Origin of the sequence: Pseudomonas sp. R11-23-07 (assembly GCF_003852295.1) — a bacterium.
Taxonomy (GTDB): Bacteria; Pseudomonadota; Gammaproteobacteria; order Pseudomonadales; family Pseudomonadaceae; genus Aquipseudomonas.
This window is the reverse complement of the sequence record NZ_CP027761.1, coordinates 305115-324978: the sequence shown is the minus strand read 5'-3', so window position 1 is coordinate 324978 and position 19864 is coordinate 305115. Positions and strand designations below refer to the sequence as shown.

Sequence of the window (19864 nt, the reverse complement as noted above, 5' to 3'; positions counted from 1 at the left end):
GATATTCGAAATATGAATATGAAGTTTGATTTATATTATTTTCAAGTCTTAAAAACCGGCTTTATCATCGCGCCGAAGGCGAAGACGCGCACCGCGCTTTAAGGCAGGATACGGCTACTGCGTCACCGGCTTCGCTCACCATAAAAAACCACAGGGGCTCTTCATGACTATTTCTGTACTGCGTCGCACATTGCTGGTCGGCACATTGGGCTTGGCGCTCGGCGCAGGCATGCTTGGCCAGGCGGTCGCCGGCGAGCAACTGAACACCATCAAGAAAGCCGGCGAGATCAAGATCGGCCTGGAAGGCACCTACCCACCGTTCAGCTTTGTCGATGAAAGCGGCAAGCTCAGTGGCTTCGAGGTGGAGCTGTCCGAGGCGCTGGCCAAGGAGCTGGGCGTCAAGGTCAAGCTGCAAGCCACGCCATGGGACGGCATCCTCGCCGCCCTGGAATCCAAACGCCTGGACGCCGTGGTCAACCAGGTGACGATTTCCGAAGAGCGCAAGAAGAAGTATGACTTCTCCAAGCCCTACACCATTTCCGGTATCCAGGCGCTGACCCTGGCGAAGAATGTCGACAGCATCAAGACCGCCGCCGACCTGGCCGGCAAGAAAGTCGGGGTAGGCCTGGGCACCAACTACGAACAATGGCTCAAGGCCAACCAACCCAAAGCGGAAATCAGGACCTACAACGACGACCCGACCAAATTCCAGGACCTGCGCATCGGCCGCATCGACGCGATCCTGATCGACCGCCTGGCCGCTCTGGAATACGCCAAGAAAGCCAAGGACACCGCCGCTGCCGGCGACGCCTTCTCCCGCCAGGAAGCCGGTATTGCCCTGCGCAAGGGCGAGCCTGAACTGCTCGACGCGGTAAACAAGGCCCTCGACAAGCTGCGCGCCGACGGCACCTTGAAGAAGTTGTCCGAGAAGTACTTCAACGCTGACGTCACTCAATAATGGAAGCAGGTTTCCAACTCGCGCTGGACTCCGCGCCCTTTCTGCTCAAGGGCGCGTATTACACGGTGATCCTTAGCCTGGGCGGGATGTTTTTCGGCCTGCTGCTGGGCTTCGGCCTGGCGTTGATGCGCCTGTCGCGCTTCAAGCTGCTGAGTTGGACGGCGCGGGTCTACGTGTCGTTCTTTCGCGGCACGCCGTTGCTGGTGCAACTGTTCCTGATCTACTACGGCTTGCCGCAAGTGGGCATCGAGCTGGACCCGATCCCGGCCGCCATGATCGGCTTTTCGCTGAACATGGCCGCCTACGCCTGTGAAATCCTGCGGGCCGCCATCGCGTCCATCGAGCGTGGCCAGTGGGAAGCCGCCGCGAGTATCGGCATGACCCGTGCGCAGACATTGCGCCGGGCCATCCTGCCGCAGGCCATGCGCACGGCCTTGCCGCCGCTGGGCAACAGTTTCATTTCGCTGGTCAAGGACACGGCGCTGGCCGCCACTATCCAGGTGCCCGAGCTGTTCCGCCAGGCGCAACTGGTCTCGGCGCGCACCTTCGAAATTTTCACCATGTATCTGTCCGCAGCCCTGATCTATTGGATCCTGGCGAGCATCCTGGCGCATCTGCAAAATCGTCTGGAAGACCGGGTCAACCGGCACGACCTGGAGTCTTGAAGCATGATCGTGGTTGAAAAGCTGACCAAACAATTCAACGGCCAGGTGGTGCTCAACGGTATCGACCTGGAGGTCAAGGCCGGCGAAGTCGTGGCCATCATCGGCCCCAGCGGTTCCGGCAAGACCACCTTCCTGCGCTGCCTGAATTTTCTCGAAGAACCCACCAGCGGCCGCATCAAGGTGGGCGACATCGAGATCGACAGCAGCAAGCCACTCAACCAGCAACAGGGCCTGGTGCGACGCCTGCGCCAGCACGTCGGTTTTGTCTTCCAGAACTTCAACCTGTTCCCCCACCGCACCGCGCTGGAAAACGTCATCGAAGGCCCGATCGTGGTCAAGAAAATGCCACGCGAGGCGGCGACCGAACTGGGCCGCAAGCTACTGGCCAAAGTGGGCCTGGCGGGCAAGGAGGCGGCTTATCCTCGGCGCTTGTCCGGTGGGCAGCAACAGCGTGTGGCGATCGCTCGGGCGCTGGCCATGGAGCCGGAGGTCATCCTGTTCGACGAACCCACCTCGGCCCTCGACCCCGAACTGGTGGGTGAAGTGCTGGCGACCATCCGCAGCCTGGCCGAAGAAAACCGCACCATGGTGATCGTCACCCACGAGATGAGCTTTGCCCGGGATGTGGCCAACCGTGTGATCTTTTTCGACAAGGGCGTGATCGTCGAACAGGGTGAAGCCAAGGCGCTGTTCGCCAACCCCAGGGAAGAACGCACCCAGCAGTTCCTGAGCAAGTTTCTCGCCCATTGACCCAGCTTTTTGCGGCGAGCGGGCTTGCTCGCCACAAAAAGCCGCTCCTACACTGAATCGCCATTGCTGCCGGTAAAACACCACGCTGCGCCCCTCTTGAAATACCCCTTCCAGTCAGACCCTTCTGAATATCCTCCAACCCGCCGTTTAGCCTTTTGCCGCCATTGACGCCCCCGGCCCAACCCTCTTATCTAGCGTCCAGAGGATTGGATCCTATCCCGGCTACTCACTGAATCGTTCTTTCGGCCCCTTTGCGCACCCGCGCCCAGGCCCGGAACGATTGCTGCTGGCTGCATCAAGGAGATCACTTATGACGCACACTACAACCCCGGCCATGCTGACCGCACCCACCCTGCCCCAAGCCGTTCGAAACGGCATCAGTGCCCACGCGGCCGCCCAATTGCAGGTCGACATCGCACCTTACCCCGGCATGGAAGAAGGCGACCTGATCGAGCTGTTCTGGAACAACTGCTTTGCCGCCTCACGCCGGGTGACCGCCGGCAAAATCGGCACGCCTACCCACCTGCGAGTGCCGGAAAGTTTTGTACAGGATGGCCCGGCGCGGGTGCATTACCAGATCATGCAGATTGGCCACGGCCCGGCGCGCTCGGCCACCACCCAGGTCCGGGTCAAAACCAACTACCCGGGCGGCGCGCCGTCGGCCCTGTACAGCGACGAAAACCAGAATCTCGCGCCGGTCAGCCTGCCCGAGACCATCCGCCGCCAGGGCGTCAACAGTCGCCAGGTGCAACGCGGAATTCCGCTGAGCATCGAGCCTTACGCGAACATGGCCAGTGGCGATGCCATCACGCTGCGCTGGGGTGACGTGCGCATGGACCTGCCGAACATCCAGGCCAGCGACGTCGGCCTGGCGGTGCAGGTCTGGGTGCCTTCGACAGTCATTATCGAAGGCGGTGACGACTGCCGCCTGGAGGTGACGTACTGCATCCTGGACCGCGTCGGCAACAATTCGCGCTGGGCGCCAGCCCGCACCTTGCGCATCGCCGCCTGGGTTCCCACGCCCCCTGGTGCAGCCAAGGACGTGTATCAACCCCGGCCTTTCGGCTCTCCCTGCGAACCGGGGTGACGCGCCTTCTATGCATATTCCTAAAAGTTAGTTTATTTAAAAAATAAACACGCTTAGGGTATATGCACCGGACCACCGGACATTCCTGATTGTTTTGTTTTTATTTCATTGAATGCGAGGTCGGTATGGTCAGAATTACCCCGGTGCATAACGCCAGGGCATTACGTGCAGCCAAGGAGCGGCGCTGATGTCTAACTTGGCTCTAACACCCCTCCAGAGTGATCTGGACGTAGCCCCACTGTTGTTGCCGGCCACGGTGCTGCGCAACGACGCCCAGGCGCTGAGCGCCGCCCATGAGCTGGCCGACGCCGCGCGCCTGCAAGCCGCCAAGCGCGACCAGCAACGCCAATTGCCCTGGGCGCAGGTCGAACAGTTCACCCGCAGCGGCTTGGGCAGCATTTCCATTCCCCGTGAATACGGCGGTCCGCAGGTTTCATTCGTCACCCTGGCCGAGGTTTTCGCGATCATCAGCGCGGCCGACCCGGCCCTGGGGCAGATCCCGCAGAACCATTTCGGCATCCTGCACCTGTTGCAAAACACCGCCAGCGAGCGCCAGAAAAAGCAGCTGTTCCAGAGCGTGATCGACGGTTGGCGCATCGGCAATGGCGGTCCGGAACGCGGCACCAAAGATACCCTGGAGCTCAAGGCGCGTATCACTGCCGAGGGTGACGGCTACGTGGTCAGCGGCCAGAAGTTCTACTCCACCGGCGCTCTGTTTGCCCACTGGGTGGCCATCAAAGCGCTCAACGACGACGGCAAGCAAGTCATGGCGTTCGTGCGCCGTGGCAGCGAAGGGCTGCGCATCGTGGATGACTGGTCGGGCTTTGGCCAACGCACCACCGCCAGCGGCACCGTGCTGCTTGACCGGGTGCCGGTGGACGCAGAGCTGGTGGTGGACAACTGGCGCCTGGGCGAAAGCCCGAATATCCAGGGTGCCGTCTCGCAATTGATCCAGGCGGCCATCGACGCCGGTATTGCCCGTGGCGCCCTGGACGACACCATCGCCTTTGTACGTGAACGCTCGCGCCCGTGGATCGACGCCAAGGTCGAACGGGCCAGCGACGACCTGTATGTGATCGCGGACATCGGCAAGCTGAAAATCGAACTGCACGCCGCCGAGGCGCTGTTGCGCAAGGCTGGCCAGGTGCTGGACCAGGTCAGCGCTGCGCCGATCACCGCGCAGTCCGCTGCACGCGCGTCGATCGCCGTCGCCGAAGCCAAGGTACTCACCACTGAGGTGGCGTTGCTGGTCAGTGAAAAACTCTTCGAGCTGGCCGGCAGCCGCGCCACCCTCGCCGAATTCAACCTTGACCGGCACTGGCGCAATGCGCGGGTCCACACGCTGCATGACCCGGTGCGCTGGAAGTATCACGCCATCGGCGCCTATCGCCTGAACGGCACTCTGCCGGCTCGCCATTCCTGGATCTGACCGACCAGACATCTGGAGAACATCATGACTTTCTCTCACCCCGTCGCGGTCATCACCAGCGACGAACAAGCCCTTGTTGTCGCCAGCGACCTGGCTGAAGACTTGCGCCGCGACAGCGCCCAGCGCGACCGCGAGCGCCGCCTGCCGCTGGCCGAGCTGGACGCCTTTTCGCGCTCCGGCCTGTGGGGCATCAGCGTGCCCAAGGCCTACGGCGGCGCTGGTGTGTCCAACGTCACCCTGGCCAAGGTCATCGCCTTGATCGCCCAGGCGGATGCGTCCCTGGGACAGATTCCGCAAAACCATTTCTATGCCTTGGAAGTGCTGCGCGTGAATGGCAGCCCGGCCCAGCAACGCAGCCTGTATGCAGAAGTATTGGCCGGCCAGCGTTTCGGCAACGCCTTGGCGGAATTGGGCACGAAAACCGCTCATGACCGCGTCACCAAAATTACCCGCGACGGTGATGGCTTCCGTATCAGCGGCCGCAAGTTCTATTCCACCGGCGCGATCTACGCCCAGCGCATCCCCACCTCGGTGGTGGATGAACATGGGGTTCAGCAACTGGCCTTCGTGCCCCGCGACAGCGCGGGCCTGAGCGTGATTGACGACTGGAGCGGCTTCGGCCAGCGCACCACCGGCAGCGGCTCAGTGGTGTTCGACAACGTGTGGGTGGCGGCGCAGGACGTGATCCCGTTCCAGAGCGCTTTCGAACGCCCGACCACCGTCGGCCCCTTGGCGCAGATTCTTCATGCCGCCATCGACACCGGTATCGCCCGCGCCGCCTTCGAAGACGCGTTGCATTTTGTGCGCACCAAGACCCGTCCCTGGATCGACTCGGGCAGCGACAGGGCCACTGATGACCCGCTGACCTTGAAGAGCTTCGGCCACTTGAGCATTCGCCTGCACGCCGCCGAAGCGCTGCTCGAGCGCTCGGGCGAATTTCTCGACCGCGCCCAGGCCGACAGCAATGCCCAGACCGTCGCGGCCGCCTCCATCGCCGTCGCCGAAGTACGCGCCTTGAGCAGCGAAATCTCCCTGGCCGCCGGCAGCACGCTGTTCGAACTGGCCGGCAGCCAGGCGACCCTGGCCGAGCATGGCCTGGATCGCCACTGGCGTAACGCCCGCGTGCACACCCTGCATGACCCGGTGCGCTGGAAATACCACGCGGTGGGCAATTACTACCTCAACGATGAAAACCCGCCGCTGCGGGGGACCATCTGATGAGCAAGAAAAAAATCCTGCTCAATGCCTTCAACATGAACTGCATCGGGCATATCAACCACGGTTTGTGGACCCATCCACGGGACACGTCCACCCAGTACAAGACCCTCGAGTACTGGACTGACCTGGCAAAAATCCTCGAGCGCGGGCTGTTCGACGGTTTGTTTATCGCCGATATCGTCGGCGTGTATGACGTGTACCAAAAGTCCATCGACGTGCCGCTCAAGGAATCGATCCAGTTGCCGGTCAACGACCCGCTCCTGCTGGTCTCGGCCATGGCGGCCGTCACCCGGAACCTCGGCTTCGGCCTCACTGCCAACCTGACCTACGAGCCGCCGTATCTGTTCGCCCGGCGCATGTCCACCCTCGACCACCTGAGCCGGGGCCGGGTGGGCTGGAACATCGTCACCGGCTACCTCGACAGCGCCGCCAAGGCCATGGGGCTGACCGAGCAGGTCGAGCATGACCGTCGCTATGACCAGGCCGATGAATACCTGGAGGTGCTGTACAAACTCTGGGAAGGCAGCTGGGAGGATGACGCGGTGGTCAACGATCCCCAGGCGCGGGTGTATGCGCAGCCGGGCAAGGTGCACAAGGTCGAACACCACGGCGAGTTCTACCAGGTGGAGGGCTATCACCTGTGCGAGCCATCGCCGCAGCGTACGCCGGTGCTGTTCCAGGCCGGCAGTTCGGACCGTGGCCTGCAGTTCGCCGGGCGCCATGCCGAGTGCGTGTTCATCAGCGGGCAGAACAAGGCCGCAACCCGAATCCAGGTGGACAAAGTGCGCGCCAGCGCGGTGGAGGCCGGGCGCAATCCGGATGACATCAAGGTGTTCATGGGCCTGAACGTGATCGTCGGCGCGACCGAGGAACTGGCCTGGGCCAAGCACGCCGAGTATCTCAGCTATGCCAGCGCGGAGGCCGGCGTGGCGCACTTTTCCGCTTCCACGGCGATCGACTTTTCCGAGTACGAACTGGATGAACCGATCCAGTACGTGAAGAGCAACGCCATCCAGTCGGCGACCAAGAACCTGCAGAACAACGACTGGACCCGGCGCAAATTGCTCGAGCAGCACGCCCTCGGTGGGCGCTATATCACGCTGGTGGGGTCGCCCGAGCAGGTCGCCGACGAACTGGAATCGTGGATCAGCGAAACCGGCCTGGATGGCTTCAACCTCACGCGCATTGTGACGCCGGAGAGCTATGTGGATTTCATTGATCTGGTGGTGCCGGAGCTGCAAAAGCGTGGCTCGTACAAGACTGAATATGAGCAGGGAACGTTGCGCGAAAAAGTCTTCCACGGCGCCGCTCGCCTACCCGAACAACACACCGGATCTACCTATCGACACTAACCCCTGTAGGAGCGAGCTTGCTCGCGAAGATCGTTAACGATAACGCGGTGCATCTGGTTTACCGAGGCGCCCTCAAGTTTTTCGCGAGCAAGCTCGCTCCTACAATTGGAAATTCATATGAAAAAAATAGTGCTCTCCCTGGCCTTCGGCTTGTTCAGCTCGGCCGTATTCGCCGCCGATGCGCCGTTGAAAGTCGGCACCACCGCCGCCTTCGCGATTCCCCTGGAAGCCGCTGTAGAAGAAGCCGGCAAACAGGGCCTGAAGGTCGAACTGGTGGAATTCACCGACTGGATCGCGCCGAACGTCAGCCTCGCCGCCGGCGATATCGACGTGAACTACTTCCAGCACATCCCCTTCCTGGAAAATGCCAAGGCCGCCGCCGGCTTTGACCTGGTGCCCTATGCGCCGGGCATCATCAACAACGTCGGTTTGTATTCGAAGAAGTACAAAAGCTTCAATGACCTGCCCGAAGGCGCCAGCGTGGCCATCGCCAACGACCCGATCAACAGCGGGCGCGGCCTGCAACTGCTGGCCAAGGCCGGGCTGATCACGCTCAAGCCGGGGGTGGGCTACAAGGCCACCGAAGACGACATCGTCAGCAACCCGAAAAAGATCAAGATCCTGCAGGTGGAAGCCGTGCAACTGGTGCGCGCCTATGACGACGCCGATCTGGTGCAGGGCTACCCGGCGTACATCCGCCTGTCCAAGACCTTCGATGCCGAATCGGCGCTGCTGTTCGATGGCCTCGACCACCCGGAATACGTGATCCAGTTCGTGATCCAGCCCAAGAGCAAAACCGACCCGAGGGTGATCAAGTTCGTCGACATCTACCAGCACTCGCCGACGGTGCGCGCCGCCCTGGATAAATCCCTCGGCAAGCTCTACCAGGTCGGCTGGGACGATAAAAAATGACCGCTGCCAATGCCCAACTGCGCGACCTGGGCACATTGCCCAGGGACGCCGAGCAGACCGAACTGCATCCGGACTTCAACAGCGCCCATGTGCGTTTCATCAACCTGGGCAAAACCTATGACGGCACGGTGCATGCCCTGAAAGGCATTGACCTGGCGATTGCGCGCGGCGAAGTGTTCGGCATCATCGGCCGCAGCGGCGCCGGCAAGTCGTCGCTGATCCGCACCATCAATCGCCTGGAACAACCCAGCAGCGGGCGCGTGCTGATCGATCAGGTGGATATCGGCTGCTTCGATGAAGACCGCCTGGTCGCGCTGCGCCGGCGCATCGGCATGATCTTCCAGCACTTCAACCTGATGTCGGCCAAGACCGTCTGGCAGAACGTCGAACTGCCGCTCAAGGTCGCCGGGGTGCCCAAGCCGCAGCGTGAGCAAAAGGTGCGTGAGCTGCTGGAACTGGTGGGTTTGCAAGACAAGCACCAGGCCTATCCGGCGCAGCTCTCGGGCGGGCAGAAACAGCGCGTGGGCATCGCCCGTTCGCTGGTGCACGACCCCGAGATCCTGCTGTGCGACGAAGCCACCTCGGCCCTCGACCCGGAAACCACCCAATCGATTCTCGGCCTGCTGCGCGAGATCAACCGGCGCCTGGGCCTGACCATTGTGTTGATTACCCATGAAATGGCGGTGATCCGCGACATCTGCGACCGCGTGGTGGTGCTGGAGCATGGGCGCATCGTCGAGCAAGGCCCGGTGTGGCAAGTGTTCGGCAACCCGCAACACGAGGTCAGCAAGACCCTGCTGGCGCCGCTGCAACATGGGCTGCCGGAAGAACTGCAAAACCGTTTGCATACCCAGCCTGAATCGCCGGAAGCCGCAGTGGTGCTGCGCTTGCAGTTCACCGGCAGTGCCAGCGATGAACCCGACCTGGCCGCGCTGTTCAGTGCCCTCGGCGGCCGCGTGCGTCTGCTGCAGGGCGGCGTCGAACGGATTCAGGGGCATGCCTTGGGGCAACTGCTGCTGGCGGTGAATGGCTCGCCCCATAGCACCGAAGAACTGCGCAACCGCGCCGCAAACTGGGCACAACAGGTGGAGGTGCTGGGCTATGTGGTTTGATCGTTTAGTACAGGGCGCCATCGACACCTTGTTGATGGTCGGCGTGTCATCACTGATCGCCTTGCTGGTAGGGATTCCACTGGCGGTGTTTCTGGTCACCAGCGACAAGGGCGGCATTTACCAGGCACCGGCGCTGAACCGGGTGCTCGGGGCCTTCGTCAATCTGTTCCGCTCCATTCCGTTTCTGATCCTGATGGTGGCGCTGATCCCTTTCACCCGCCTGATCGTCGGCACCACCTACGGTGTGTGGGCGGCAGTCGTGCCGCTGACCATCGCGGCCACGCCGTTCTTTGCGCGCATCGCCGAAGTCAGCCTGCGCGAGGTCGACCATGGCTTGATCGAAGCCGCACAGGCCATGGGGTGCCGCCGCTGGCACATCATCTGGCATGTGCTGTTGCCCGAAGCGCTGCCGGGAATCGTCGGCGGGTTCACCATTACCCTGGTGACCATGATCAACTCGTCGGCCATGGCCGGCGCGATTGGCGCGGGCGGGCTGGGCGACATTGCGTACCGCTATGGCTACCAGCGCTTCGATACGCAGATCATGCTCACGGTGATTGTGCTGTTGGTGGTGTTGGTGGCGGTGATCCAACTCGGCGGCGATCGACTGGCGCGGGTGCTCAACAAGAGGTGAGGTATAGTCGGCGCATCCCAGCGCCCGGTATTGCCTGTCATGACCCTCAAGCCCGACGACCTTAACCAGATCACCGCCATCACCCTCGGCCATTACAACAAAGTGGCCGAAGACTTCCGCGAGGGCACCCGCGATCACGATGTGAGCCAGAACATCGACGCGTTGCTGCGGCATATCCAGGGCACGCCGCCGTTTACCGTGCTGGATTTTGGCTGCGGGCCGGGGCGGGATCTGCAGACCTTTACACGCCTGGGGCATATCGCCGTGGGGCTCGATGGTTCCGAGCGGTTTGCGCAGATGGCGCGGGACGACAGTGGCTGCGAGGTGTTGCAGCAGGACTTCCTCAAACTGGACCTGCCCGACGGGCGCTTCGATGGGGTGTTTGCCAATGCGGTGCTGTTTCATATTCCCAAGCAGGAATTGCCCCGGGTCCTCAAGCAACTGCATGGCACGTTGAAGCCTGGGGGCGTGCTGTTCAGCTCCAACCCTCGCGGTGACAACCAGGAAGGCTGGAATGGGCCACGGTATGGGTCTTATCACGATCTGGCGGCCTGGCGGGCATTGCTGACAACGGCGGGGTTTGTGGAGTTGGAGCACTATTACCGGCCGGCGGGATTGCCTCGGGAACAGCAGCCTTGGTTGGCCAGCGTTTGGCGCAAGGCTTAAGTCTGGGGTTGCCCGGGCTGATGCCATCGCGGGCAAGCCCACTCCCACATTTGGATGCATTCCCCTGTGGGAGGGGGCTTGCCCCCGATGGTCTCAATGACCCCGCTGATCCACCTGATACACCACCGGGCTTTCACCCTCCACCAGCGCCGTCACACTGCGCCCGGCATAGCCTTGTTTTTCTCCCGTCGAAAAATTCGCCACCAGCCGCGTGCCATCGGCAAACGTGGTTTGCTGCACCTGTTTATCTGCGGTCAGCCAGCGAAAATCAGTCATCGCCTGAGTCGCCAGGCGCTCATGCAGGGGACGGAAAAATCGGTCCTGGCGCTGGATCAACGGCAGCCGTTCCTTGAGCGTCGCAGCACTCAGGTGATACAGCGGCGGTACGTTGTAGAGCAACTGCGTCAGCTCATTTTCAGCCCGCACATTGCTCAGTTTGAGGCTATCGAACAGCCAGTGATGGGTGGTGATCACCGAGCCATGGAACACCGCCTGGTACAGCGGCAAGCGCAGCGTCGGATCGAAGTAGAGGGTGCGAAATGGCTCGTTCAGCGGCACCGACTTGAAGAACACCGCCGGTTGCTCCGGCGGATACCAGTTGCCCACGTAGTAGGGCGACTGTTTGTCCTGAGTCATGTCGCGATCCCCCCAGCCCAGCACCGGGGTTTGCATGCCATGGGCGAACAGGATCCCCTGGGCGGTGACGGCGTTGCCGTCTTCGGAGCCTGTCGGCAATTGCAGCGTGGTGTTCAGCCAACGGGACGCATCGATATTGCCTTCAGCGTTTTGCGCCTGGGTCATCGGTGCGCTGTCGCGGTAGCTGTCGAGCAGCATGCTGGTAGCGTACGCATCGAGAAACCAGGCGTTGAAGCCGGCCCTGGCCTGTACGGCTTTCACCCGCGCTTCCAATAACGGCCGCACACAGCGCGGATCGGTGTAGTGGCCGGACCGCTGGAAGCCAGTCTTGAGCTGGCCGTCCTTCAATACAATGGCGCAGTCGCGGTAGGCCTTGCTGCCCAGGTGGGCGGTGGTCCAGTCGGGATTTTCGGTGGCGGACAATGCGGTTTGATAGGAGTCGTAGGGCGCCATCAGGTAGCCCGCGTCGACACCGGCGCGGATGGTTTCGGGGTGCCACAGGCCGCCTTCCCAGCCTTCGCCCAGGGTCAGCATCAAGCGTGGCAGCCCGGCGTCGCGCAGTGTCTGTACTACCTTGCTGCCCCAGGTGTCGGGGCTACCATCGAGGGCACCGGCAAAATCCACCGCCAGTTCGCGACGCAACTCACCGTAGCGGGCGGCAAGACGGGTCATATCGGGCTCGTCCACCTGCCAGCTCTGCCGGGCCTTCTGGTTGATCGCCGCGTTGAGGCCGCGCAACAGCACGGTTTGCTCGTAGCGATTCAACCTGCCCGGCTGCGCCAGCAGCGCTGCGGAGTCCTTGTCCAACAGGCCCTTGAGCGCATGATCGCGCAAGCGCTTGAGCAACAGCGGCCAATCACGCACATCCTCCAGCGCCAGCAGGTCATTGCCCCACAGGTAGGCATGGCTGGCGCCCAGCAGTTTTTGCGCGCCCGGCGTTTGCCGCAGCTTGGCCTCCAAGGGTTCGTAACGGTCCTGTTCGACCAGCCATTGGCGATAGCGCTTGGCGCCGGCCAGCGGGTCGCTTTCGCCCAGGTGCAACAACAGGGTCATGGGCGCGGCAGGTGCGAGCGACGTGAACTCATGGGCCAACGACAACGCCTGGCCTTGCCAGCGCAGGCGGTTGTTGTAGGGATTGGTCAGCAGCCAGTTCAGGGTGAAGGCGCCGTGATCGACACCCCACAACGGCAGGCTGAGGTCCTGGGTGGTGTTGATATCGCCCTGCTCTACCAGGAAATCGCTCCACAGGGCATTGCCGGCCGGCACGTAATGCCCTTCGGCCAAAGGCCACATCAACCCCTTGCCCAGGGCGCTCGCCGGCTGCACAAGGATCGGCAGTTCACCGTCTTCCCGCGCCCTGATCGACAGCAGCAGGTCGCGCTGCTCGAGGCTGGCAGTCACGCGATAGGCACCGTCGTCCCATTGCCAACTGACCTGTTGATCGTTTTGTGCGAGTTGACTGACGGCGCGGGCCGATACCCCTTTGGAGGCTTGAACCTCGGGTTGGCCGCTGGGTGTCACACGGATGGCGAGGGTGGCCGGGTCGAGTTCGACTCGCCACAACGGGTTTTCCAATACGGTGCTGGCAAAGGCCAGGGGCGACAGGAAGCAGCAGATCAGCAAGGTATGACGCAGACGGTTCATGTGCAGGCGACCGTTGAGAGGTGGAGGCCGGAGGGTAAAACACTCAACGGGTGACCAGGGCAACACCCGTCGCTTCCGGAAGTTTCCCACGTCTCAAATATCCCAATGGAGATCAAAATGTGGGAGGGGGCTTGCCCCCGATGGCAGTGGGTCAGCCAAAGATACATCCACTGACACTCCCTCATCGGGAGCAAGCCCCCTCCCACATTTTTAACCGCGGTTTTCCTGTTGTTCCCGCTTTGGCTCGCGGATCTTGTACCAGGCCACATACAGCGCCGGCAGGAACAACAGCGTCAGCAAGGTGGCGATGATGATACCGCCAATCATCGCGTAGGCCATCGGCCCCCAGAACACTTCCCGCGCAATCGGGATCATGCCCAGGCTCGCCGCCGCCGCGGTGAGCAGGATCGGCCGGCGCCGATGCTCGGTGGCTTCCACCACGGCGTCCCACGGCGTGTAGCCGGCTACTTCATATTCGTGGATCTGCGTCACCAGGATCACCGAGTTGCGGATGATGATGCCGATCAACGCGAGGATACCGAGGATCGCCACGAAGCCCATGGGCGTGCCCGTGGGAATCAGCGCCAGCACCACGCCAATCAGGCCCAGCGGCGCGACACTCGCCACCAGGAACATCTTCTGCACGCTGTGCAGTTGGATCATCAGGAACGTCGCCATGAGGAACAGCATCAGCGGCACCACGCTGGCAATCGGGCCCTGGGCCTTGCCGCTTTCTTCCACGGTGCCGCCGGTGGCGACTTTGTAACCCACCGGCAGGCCGTCGCTGAACTTCTGGATAGTCGGCGCCAGCTGCTTGACCAGGTCGGTCGGCTGCATCTCGTCGCGCACTGCGGCCTTGATGGTGATGGTCGGCTTGCGGTCGCGACGCCACACCAGCGGCTGCTCCAGCTCGTAACGCACGGTGGCGAAGGCCAGCAGCGGGATCGAGGTGCCGTTGGGCGTGACGATCTGCAGGTTCTGCAAGGTTTCCGGCGTACCGCGTTCGGCGTCTTCGGCGCGGCCGACCACATTGATCAGGTAAATATCGTCATGCACCTGGGTCACCGAGGCGCCGCTGACCACGCTGTTCATCAACTGCGCCACGTCTTCCGACGACAGCCCCAGTTGCCGTGCCTTGTCCTGGGCGATGTCGACGCGCAGAACTTTGCCCGGCTCGTTCCAGTCGTAGATGATCTCGCCCAGGTGGGTGTTCTGGTCGAGCAAGGTCGCCAGTTCGATGGCGTGCTTGCGCACCTGGTCGGTGTCTTTGCCGGACACGCGATACTGGATCGGTCGTCCCACCGGCGGGCCCATTTCCAGCGGCTGCACGAAACTGCCGATGCCGACGAAATCATCGCGCAGGCGCTTCTGCAGGCGCGCAATCAAAGCGCCACGCTCTTCCAGGCCCTTGCTGACGATCACCAACTGCGCGTAGTAGGGGTTCTCCAGTTGCTGGTCCAGCGGCAGGTAGAAACGGATCGCGCCCTGGCCGATGTAGGTACTCCAGCGTGTGATGTCCGGGTCGTCCTTGATGATGGCTTCGAGACGGTCGACGGCTTTGCGCGTTTCATTGATCGAGGCGTTCTGCGGCAGGTTCAGGTCCACCAGGATTTCCGGGCGATCCGACGACGGGAAGAACTGGTTCTGCACAAATTGCATGGAGAACACCGACGCCACAAACAGGCCCACGGTGATGCCGATGGCCCACCAGCGGTTGCGCATGGCCCACAGCATGCCGCCATTGAACGCGCGGCCGATGCGCCCCGGCTCGGCGCTATGGGGCTTCACGTTGGCGCTGAGGATATGCACGCCGATCACCGGCGCGAACAGCACCGCCACCACCCACGACACCAGCATCGCCACGGCGATGACCGCGAACAAGGTGAAGGTGTACTCACCTGCCGAACTGGCGTTGAGGCCAATCGGCACGAAACCGGCGACGGTCACCAGCGTGCCGGTGAGCATCGGGAACGCTGTGGAGGTGTAAGCGTAGGTCGCGGCCTGCTCCTTGGTTTCGCCTTTTTCCAGGCGTGTGATCATCATCTCCACGGTGATCATCGCATCGTCCACCAACAGGCCGAGGGCGATGATCAAGGCGCCCAATGACACCCGCTGCATGGTGATGCCGCTGTATTCCATGAACACAAACACCAGGGCCAGCACCAGCGGAATCGAGCACGCCACCACCAGCCCGGCACGCATGCCCAGGCTGATAAAGCTCACCACCAGCACGATGATCACCGCTTCGAACAACGCGCTGGTAAAGCCACCGACCGCTTCTTCCACCACTTCAGCCTGGTCCGAAACCTTGTGCACCCCGACGCCCACCGGCAGGTCGGCGGTCAGCTCATCCATGCGCCCGTGCAGCGCCTTGCCGAACGACTGGATATTGCCGCCCTTTTGCATCGCAATCGCCAGGCCGATCGCCGGCTTGCCGTTGAAACGGAACATCGGCCGCGCCGGGTCGACGTAACCTCGGCTGATGTCGGCAATGTCGGCCAGGCGATAGAAGCGGTCATTCAAGCGCAGGTTGACGTTGGCCAGATCCTTCTCCGAGGCGAACTGCCCCGAGGTGCGCACCGAGATCCGCTCCGGCCCGGCCTCGATCACCCCAGCGGGGGTCACGGCATTTTGCGATTGCAGGCTTTGCACGACCTGGCGCTGATCGATGCCCAGGGCCGCCAGTTTGCGTGTGGAAAAATTCAGGTAAATCACTTCGTCCTGCTGGCCGATCATTTCGACCTTGCCCAGCCCCGGCACCGAGCGGATTTCAGCGCGCACCTGCTCCACGTAGTCGCGCAACTGGCGCATCGACAGGCCATCGCCGGTAAAGGCATACACCGAGCCGAACACATCACCGAATTCGTCGTTGAACGACGGCCCCTGCAAGCCTTGGGGGAAGGTGCCGCGAATATCGTCGATCTTCTTGCGAACCTGGTACCAGATCTCCGGAATGGCCTTGGCGCTGGTGGTGTCCTTGAGGAACACGAACACCGTGGATTCGCCCGGCCGGGTGTAGCTCTTCACATAATCGAGGGAGTCGAGTTCCTCGAGTTTTTTCTCGATGCGGTCGGTGACCTGCTTGAGGGTTTCTTCCTGGGTCGCGCCCGGCCAGCGGGTCTGGATGACCATGGTCTTGATGGTGAACGAGGGGTCTTCCTCGCGGCCCAGGTTCATGTACGAAAACACGCCCATCAACAGCGCGACGAACATCAGGTACCAGACGAAGGACTGATGCTTGATGGCCCAGTCGGATAAGTTGAAGCTGCCTTTCATCGCGGGCTGTCCTCGTCGATTTTGACTTTCTGCCCGGGTTTCAGGCTGTTCACACCGGCGGTGACGACGCGCTCGCCGGGCTTGATGCCACCATTGAGCACTGCGCTGTCGGCGTCACGGCTGACAACCGTGACATCACGCGGTTGCACCGTCTGGCTCTGGGTGTCGAGCAACCAGATGCGGGTCTTGCCATCGACTTCCTGCAAGGCGCTCAACGGCAGCTCGATACGCGGCGCGATGGCGCTGCTCAAGGTCACGCTGATGGCGGTGCCCAGGCGAAACGCGGCAGGCGTTTCGGTCAGGCTCAAGCGCGCGCGACGGGTGCGCGTGGCGCTCTGGGCCTGGGGCTCGATCTCGCGCACGATGGCGGTGGTGTGCACACTGGGGTCCAGTTGCCCGGCCACCAGAAACACCACATCCGCCGGCAGGCGCTCGGCCAGGCCGGCGGGCAGGTCGATCACCGCTTCCTTGATGTCTGGGCGTGCCAGGGTCACCACTTGCTGGCCGGCGCTGACCACCTGGCCGGCCTCGGCGTTCCAGGCGGTGACGATGCCGGCGTGGTCGGTGCGCAGCTCGGCGTAGTTGAGCTGGTCCTTGGCTTGATTGACCGAGGCGCGGGCCTGGTCGAGGGTGGCCTGGGTGGTTTTCAGGTCAGTCTGGGCCACGTCCAACTGCGCCCGGGCGCCGACGCCACGGTCGAACAGCTCTTGCTGGCGGCGGGCATTGGCCTGGGCATTGATGAACTGTGCCTGCACCCGAGCCAGGTCACCCTGGGCGGCGCGCAGTTGGTTCTGCTGGTCGGTGGGGTCGAGGACGGCGAGCAAGGCGCCCTTCTCCACCTCGGCGCCCACGTCCACCGCGCGGCGGGCGATACGGCCCGGCACACGGAAGCCCAGGTTACTTTCGTAGCGGGCCTGAATGGTGCCGGCAAAACGACCGAGGTGTGCCTGGTCTTCGGCCTTCACCTCCATGGACAACACCGGGCGCACCGGTTCGGGCGGCGCGTCTTCCTTGGAGCAGGCCACCAGCAACAGGCTGGCGGCGAGGATCACCGTCAGGTGCTTCATGGCTGGGCTCCTTGCTGGGCGATTTCGACGAGCATGCCGGGGTGCAGCAATTGCCCACCGGCCACCACGACTTTTTCGCCGCCTTTAAGGCCGTCACCGATGATCACCTTGCCGGTGAGGTAACGCGCCACCGTAACCTTGTGCAGTTGCGCCTTGCCGTCGCCGTCTACCAGCCACACGGCGGGTTCGCTGAGGTCCTTGGTCAAGGCCGACCACGGCAACTCGATGCTGGCCTTGGCCGGGCCATTGGCGGTGGCGCTCACCACCGAGCCCAGTTCCATGCCTTTGGGCAGGCTTTGCAGGGCGATCTTCACTTGCACGGTGCCGGTATTGGCAGCCACGGCAGGGGTAACTTCGCGGACTCTGCCCACTGTCTTGATGCTCGGGTTATCCAGCAGGCTGACGGTGATCGGCGCGTCCGGCGGCGGCTCCACCAGCAGCGATTCGTAAACGTTGAACACCGCGTCGCGTTCGCCATCGCGGGCCAGGCTAAAGATCGGCACGGTGGCTTGTACGACCTGGCCGACTTCAGCCTGGCGCGCCGTGATAATGCCCGGCGCATCGGCGATCAGCGCGGTGTAGCCCAGTTGTTCACGGGCGTTGGCCAACTGCGCCTGGGCGGCGGCCAGGGCGCTTTGGCTGCTGCGCAACGCGGCCTGGGCGGCGTCGTATTCGCTGCGGCTGGTGTAGCCCTTGGGCAAGAGTTTTTCCTGACGCACGAAGGCGGCGGCGGTTTGCTTGACCCGCGCCTGCTCGGCCACGACCTGGGCCTGGGCGGAATCGACGTTGGTCTGCAGGTCCTTGGGGTCGAGCCTGGCCAGCACTTGCTTGGCCGTCACCCGATCACCGACGTCGACCAGACGCTGGATGATCTTGCCACCCACCCGAAAGGACAGATCGGTTTGCACCCGCGCCTGGACATCTCCGGTCAGCGTGACCGCTGCGGCAAAATCCGCCGGCTGCACGGTTTGCACGAACACCCGCGAATGGGCCTTGGGCTCGGTCTTTTCCTGGCCACAACCGCTCAGCAGCGTCAGTAAGCCAAGCCCGAATAAAAATGTGGAAATGCGACCGCCCATGCAGGCTCCTTTTGCGTGATGCCGACGTGCCAGTGTGTATGCGACTGTGAGCTTAGATCAGGGTTCCTTATCTGCATGGAGGATCCCATACTTCAATGGTTCCCCTACCGACTCAATTGCCATGCTCAAGACCCTCGCGGTGGCCAATTACCGCTCGATCAATAAATTGGTGGTGCCCCTGGGCCGCTTGAACCTGGTCACAGGCCCCAACGGCAGCGGCAAGTCCAATCTATATCGCGCCCTGCGCCTGCTGGCTGAAACCGCTCAGGGCGGAGTGATCAATGCACTGGCCCGGGAAGGCGGGCTGGACTCGACGTTCTGGGCAGGGCCGGAAACCATCAGCCGGCGCATGCACAGCGGTGAAGTGCCGGTGGAGGCTGTCGTGCGCAAGGGCGTCAAGCGTCTGCGCCTGGGGTTCGCCGCCGAAGATTTCAGCTACGCGATCTCCCTGGGCTTGCCGGAACTCACCCAGTCGTTTTTCAGCCTCGACCCGGAAGTGAAGAGGGAGTGCATCTGGGCCGGGCACGTCTACCGCCCGGCCAGCCTGTTGGTACAGCGTTCCGGGCCGTTGGTGCGCGCTCGCGAAGGCCGTGCCTGGGATGTACTGGCCCAGCACACGCCGAACTATCACAGCCTGTTCGACCAAGTCGGCAGTTTGCGTGGCTCGCCGGAAGTATTGCTGCTGCGCGAAAGCATCCGTGGCTGGCGCTTTTATGATCACTTTCGCAGCGACGTGGACGCGCCAGTGCGCCAACCGCAGTTAGGCACCCGCACGCCGGTGCTGCATCACGACGGGCGCGATTTGGCCGCAGCGTTGCAAACCATTCGTGAAATTGGCGACCCCGAGGCGTTACAGCGCGCAGTCAGCGATGCGTTTCCAGGCGCGCGCTTAAATATCCAACCGTTACAGGGCGGGCGCTTTGCCATCGAGTTTTACCAGGAAGGCCTGCTGCGCCCGTTGTCGGCGGCGGAGTTGTCGGACGGCACCTTGCGCTACCTGCTGCTGATCGCCGCGCTGCTGACGCCACGGCCGCCGACCATGATGGTGCTGAACGAGCCTGAAACCAGCTTGCATCCGGACCTGTTGCCGGCGTTGGCGCGCTTGATCATCCAGGCGTCGGCGCAGTGCCAGGTGTGGGTGGTGTCCCATGCCAGCCGCTTGATTGCGGCGTTGCAGCAGGATGAGGAATGCAATTCGATTGTGCTGGAGAAGGTGCTGGGGGAGACGCGGATTGTGGGGCAAGGGATGCTGGATGCGCCGGCGTGGCAATGGCCGGAGTGAAGGGTGAGGGTACCGGCCTCATCGGGGGCAAGCCCCCTCCCACATTTGGATATATGCACAAATCAGAACCTGTGAACCCAATCCAGTGTGGGAGGGG

16 protein-coding genes and 1 pseudogene are annotated in these 19864 nt (G+C 62.7%); 13 read left to right on the top strand and 4 right to left on the bottom strand.

Going from position 1 to position 19864, the window contains the following annotated elements; translation table 11 throughout:
* Nucleotides 1-163 precede the first annotated feature (163 nt).
* From tcyJ to C4J84_RS01255, 12 genes and pseudogenes are all read left to right on the top strand, one after another.
* Complete coding sequence (gene tcyJ / locus C4J84_RS01310) at nt 164-958, top strand: cystine ABC transporter substrate-binding protein (protein ID WP_124428382.1); 795 nt, start codon at nt 164-166, stop codon at nt 956-958.
* Nucleotides 958-1623, top strand: a complete 666-nt coding sequence (gene tcyL, locus C4J84_RS01305; protein WP_003187646.1) for a cystine ABC transporter permease — start codon at nt 958-960, stop codon at nt 1621-1623. The genes tcyJ and tcyL overlap by 1 nt, the downstream gene beginning before the upstream one ends.
* Nucleotides 1624-1626: 3 nt before the next feature.
* The gene (tcyN, locus tag C4J84_RS01300) at nt 1627-2373 is read left to right on the top strand and encodes an L-cystine ABC transporter ATP-binding protein TcyN (RefSeq protein ID WP_124360781.1); all 747 of its coding nucleotides are present in this window, start codon (nt 1627-1629) and stop codon (nt 2371-2373) included.
* 310 nt (nt 2374-2683) lie between these two features.
* Nucleotides 2684-3460: a hypothetical protein gene (locus C4J84_RS01295; protein ID WP_124434797.1), complete on the top strand. Its 777-nt coding sequence runs from the start codon at nt 2684-2686 to the stop codon at nt 3458-3460.
* Between the two features lie 187 nt (nt 3461-3647).
* Nucleotides 3648-4889 carry an SfnB family sulfur acquisition oxidoreductase gene (locus tag C4J84_RS01290; protein ID WP_124369198.1) on the top strand — a complete coding sequence of 414 codons (1242 nt, stop codon included), beginning with the start codon at nt 3648-3650 and terminating at the stop codon, nt 4887-4889.
* Nucleotides 4890-4913: 24 nt separating this feature from the next.
* Nucleotides 4914-6107: an SfnB family sulfur acquisition oxidoreductase gene (locus C4J84_RS01285; RefSeq protein WP_124369197.1), complete on the top strand. Its 1194-nt coding sequence runs from the start codon at nt 4914-4916 to the stop codon at nt 6105-6107.
* On the top strand, nt 6107-7459 hold the full coding sequence (locus C4J84_RS01280; protein ID WP_124369196.1) for an LLM class flavin-dependent oxidoreductase: 1353 nt from the start codon (nt 6107-6109) through the stop codon (nt 7457-7459). Before C4J84_RS01285 ends, C4J84_RS01280 begins: the two co-directional genes overlap by 1 nt.
* Nucleotides 7441-7566 (top strand): annotated as a pseudogene (locus C4J84_RS26360) (outer membrane lipoprotein carrier protein LolA); the annotation flags it as partial. The gene C4J84_RS01280 and the pseudogene C4J84_RS26360, both read left to right, overlap by 19 nt.
* A 10-nt stretch (nt 7567-7576) precedes the next feature.
* On the top strand, nt 7577-8371 hold the full coding sequence (locus tag C4J84_RS01270; protein WP_124365412.1) for a MetQ/NlpA family ABC transporter substrate-binding protein: 795 nt from the start codon (nt 7577-7579) through the stop codon (nt 8369-8371).
* The gene (locus C4J84_RS01265) at nt 8368-9483 is read left to right on the top strand and encodes a methionine ABC transporter ATP-binding protein (protein WP_124369195.1); all 1116 of its coding nucleotides are present in this window, start codon (nt 8368-8370) and stop codon (nt 9481-9483) included. The genes C4J84_RS01270 and C4J84_RS01265 overlap by 4 nt, the downstream gene beginning before the upstream one ends.
* Nucleotides 9473-10117 (top strand): methionine ABC transporter permease, encoded by a 645-nt coding sequence (locus C4J84_RS01260; RefSeq protein ID WP_034117212.1) that lies wholly within the window; start codon nt 9473-9475, stop codon nt 10115-10117. Before C4J84_RS01265 ends, C4J84_RS01260 begins: the two co-directional genes overlap by 11 nt.
* Nucleotides 10118-10156: 39 nt before the next feature.
* Nucleotides 10157-10783: a bifunctional 2-polyprenyl-6-hydroxyphenol methylase/3-demethylubiquinol 3-O-methyltransferase UbiG gene (locus C4J84_RS01255; protein ID WP_124369194.1), complete on the top strand. Its 627-nt coding sequence runs from the start codon at nt 10157-10159 to the stop codon at nt 10781-10783.
* 93 nt (nt 10784-10876) lie between these two features.
* On the opposite strand, the gene C4J84_RS01250 is transcribed toward C4J84_RS01255, so the two are convergent.
* The 4 genes from C4J84_RS01250 to C4J84_RS01235 form a co-directional block, all read right to left on the bottom strand.
* Entirely contained in the window at nt 10877-13063 is a 2187-nt protein-coding gene (locus tag C4J84_RS01250) for a glycoside hydrolase (protein WP_124434796.1), read from the bottom strand.
* A 210-nt stretch (nt 13064-13273) separates the two neighbouring features.
* Nucleotides 13274-16339, bottom strand: coding sequence for an efflux RND transporter permease subunit (locus C4J84_RS01245; protein ID WP_124434795.1), 3066 nt, complete (start codon nt 16337-16339; stop codon nt 13274-13276).
* Nucleotides 16336-17406, bottom strand: coding sequence for an efflux RND transporter periplasmic adaptor subunit (locus C4J84_RS01240; protein ID WP_124369192.1), 1071 nt, complete (start codon nt 17404-17406; stop codon nt 16336-16338). The genes C4J84_RS01245 and C4J84_RS01240 overlap by 4 nt, the downstream gene beginning before the upstream one ends.
* A complete protein-coding gene (locus C4J84_RS01235; RefSeq protein ID WP_124369191.1) occupies nt 17403-18485 on the bottom strand; it encodes an efflux RND transporter periplasmic adaptor subunit in 1083 nt (360 codons plus the stop codon). The genes C4J84_RS01240 and C4J84_RS01235 overlap by 4 nt, the downstream gene beginning before the upstream one ends.
* 121 nt (nt 18486-18606) lie before the next feature.
* On the opposite strand from C4J84_RS01235, the gene C4J84_RS01230 reads away from it, so the two are divergent.
* Entirely contained in the window at nt 18607-19767 is a 1161-nt protein-coding gene (locus C4J84_RS01230) for an AAA family ATPase (RefSeq protein WP_124369190.1), read from the top strand.
* Nucleotides 19768-19864: the final 97 nt, after the last annotated feature.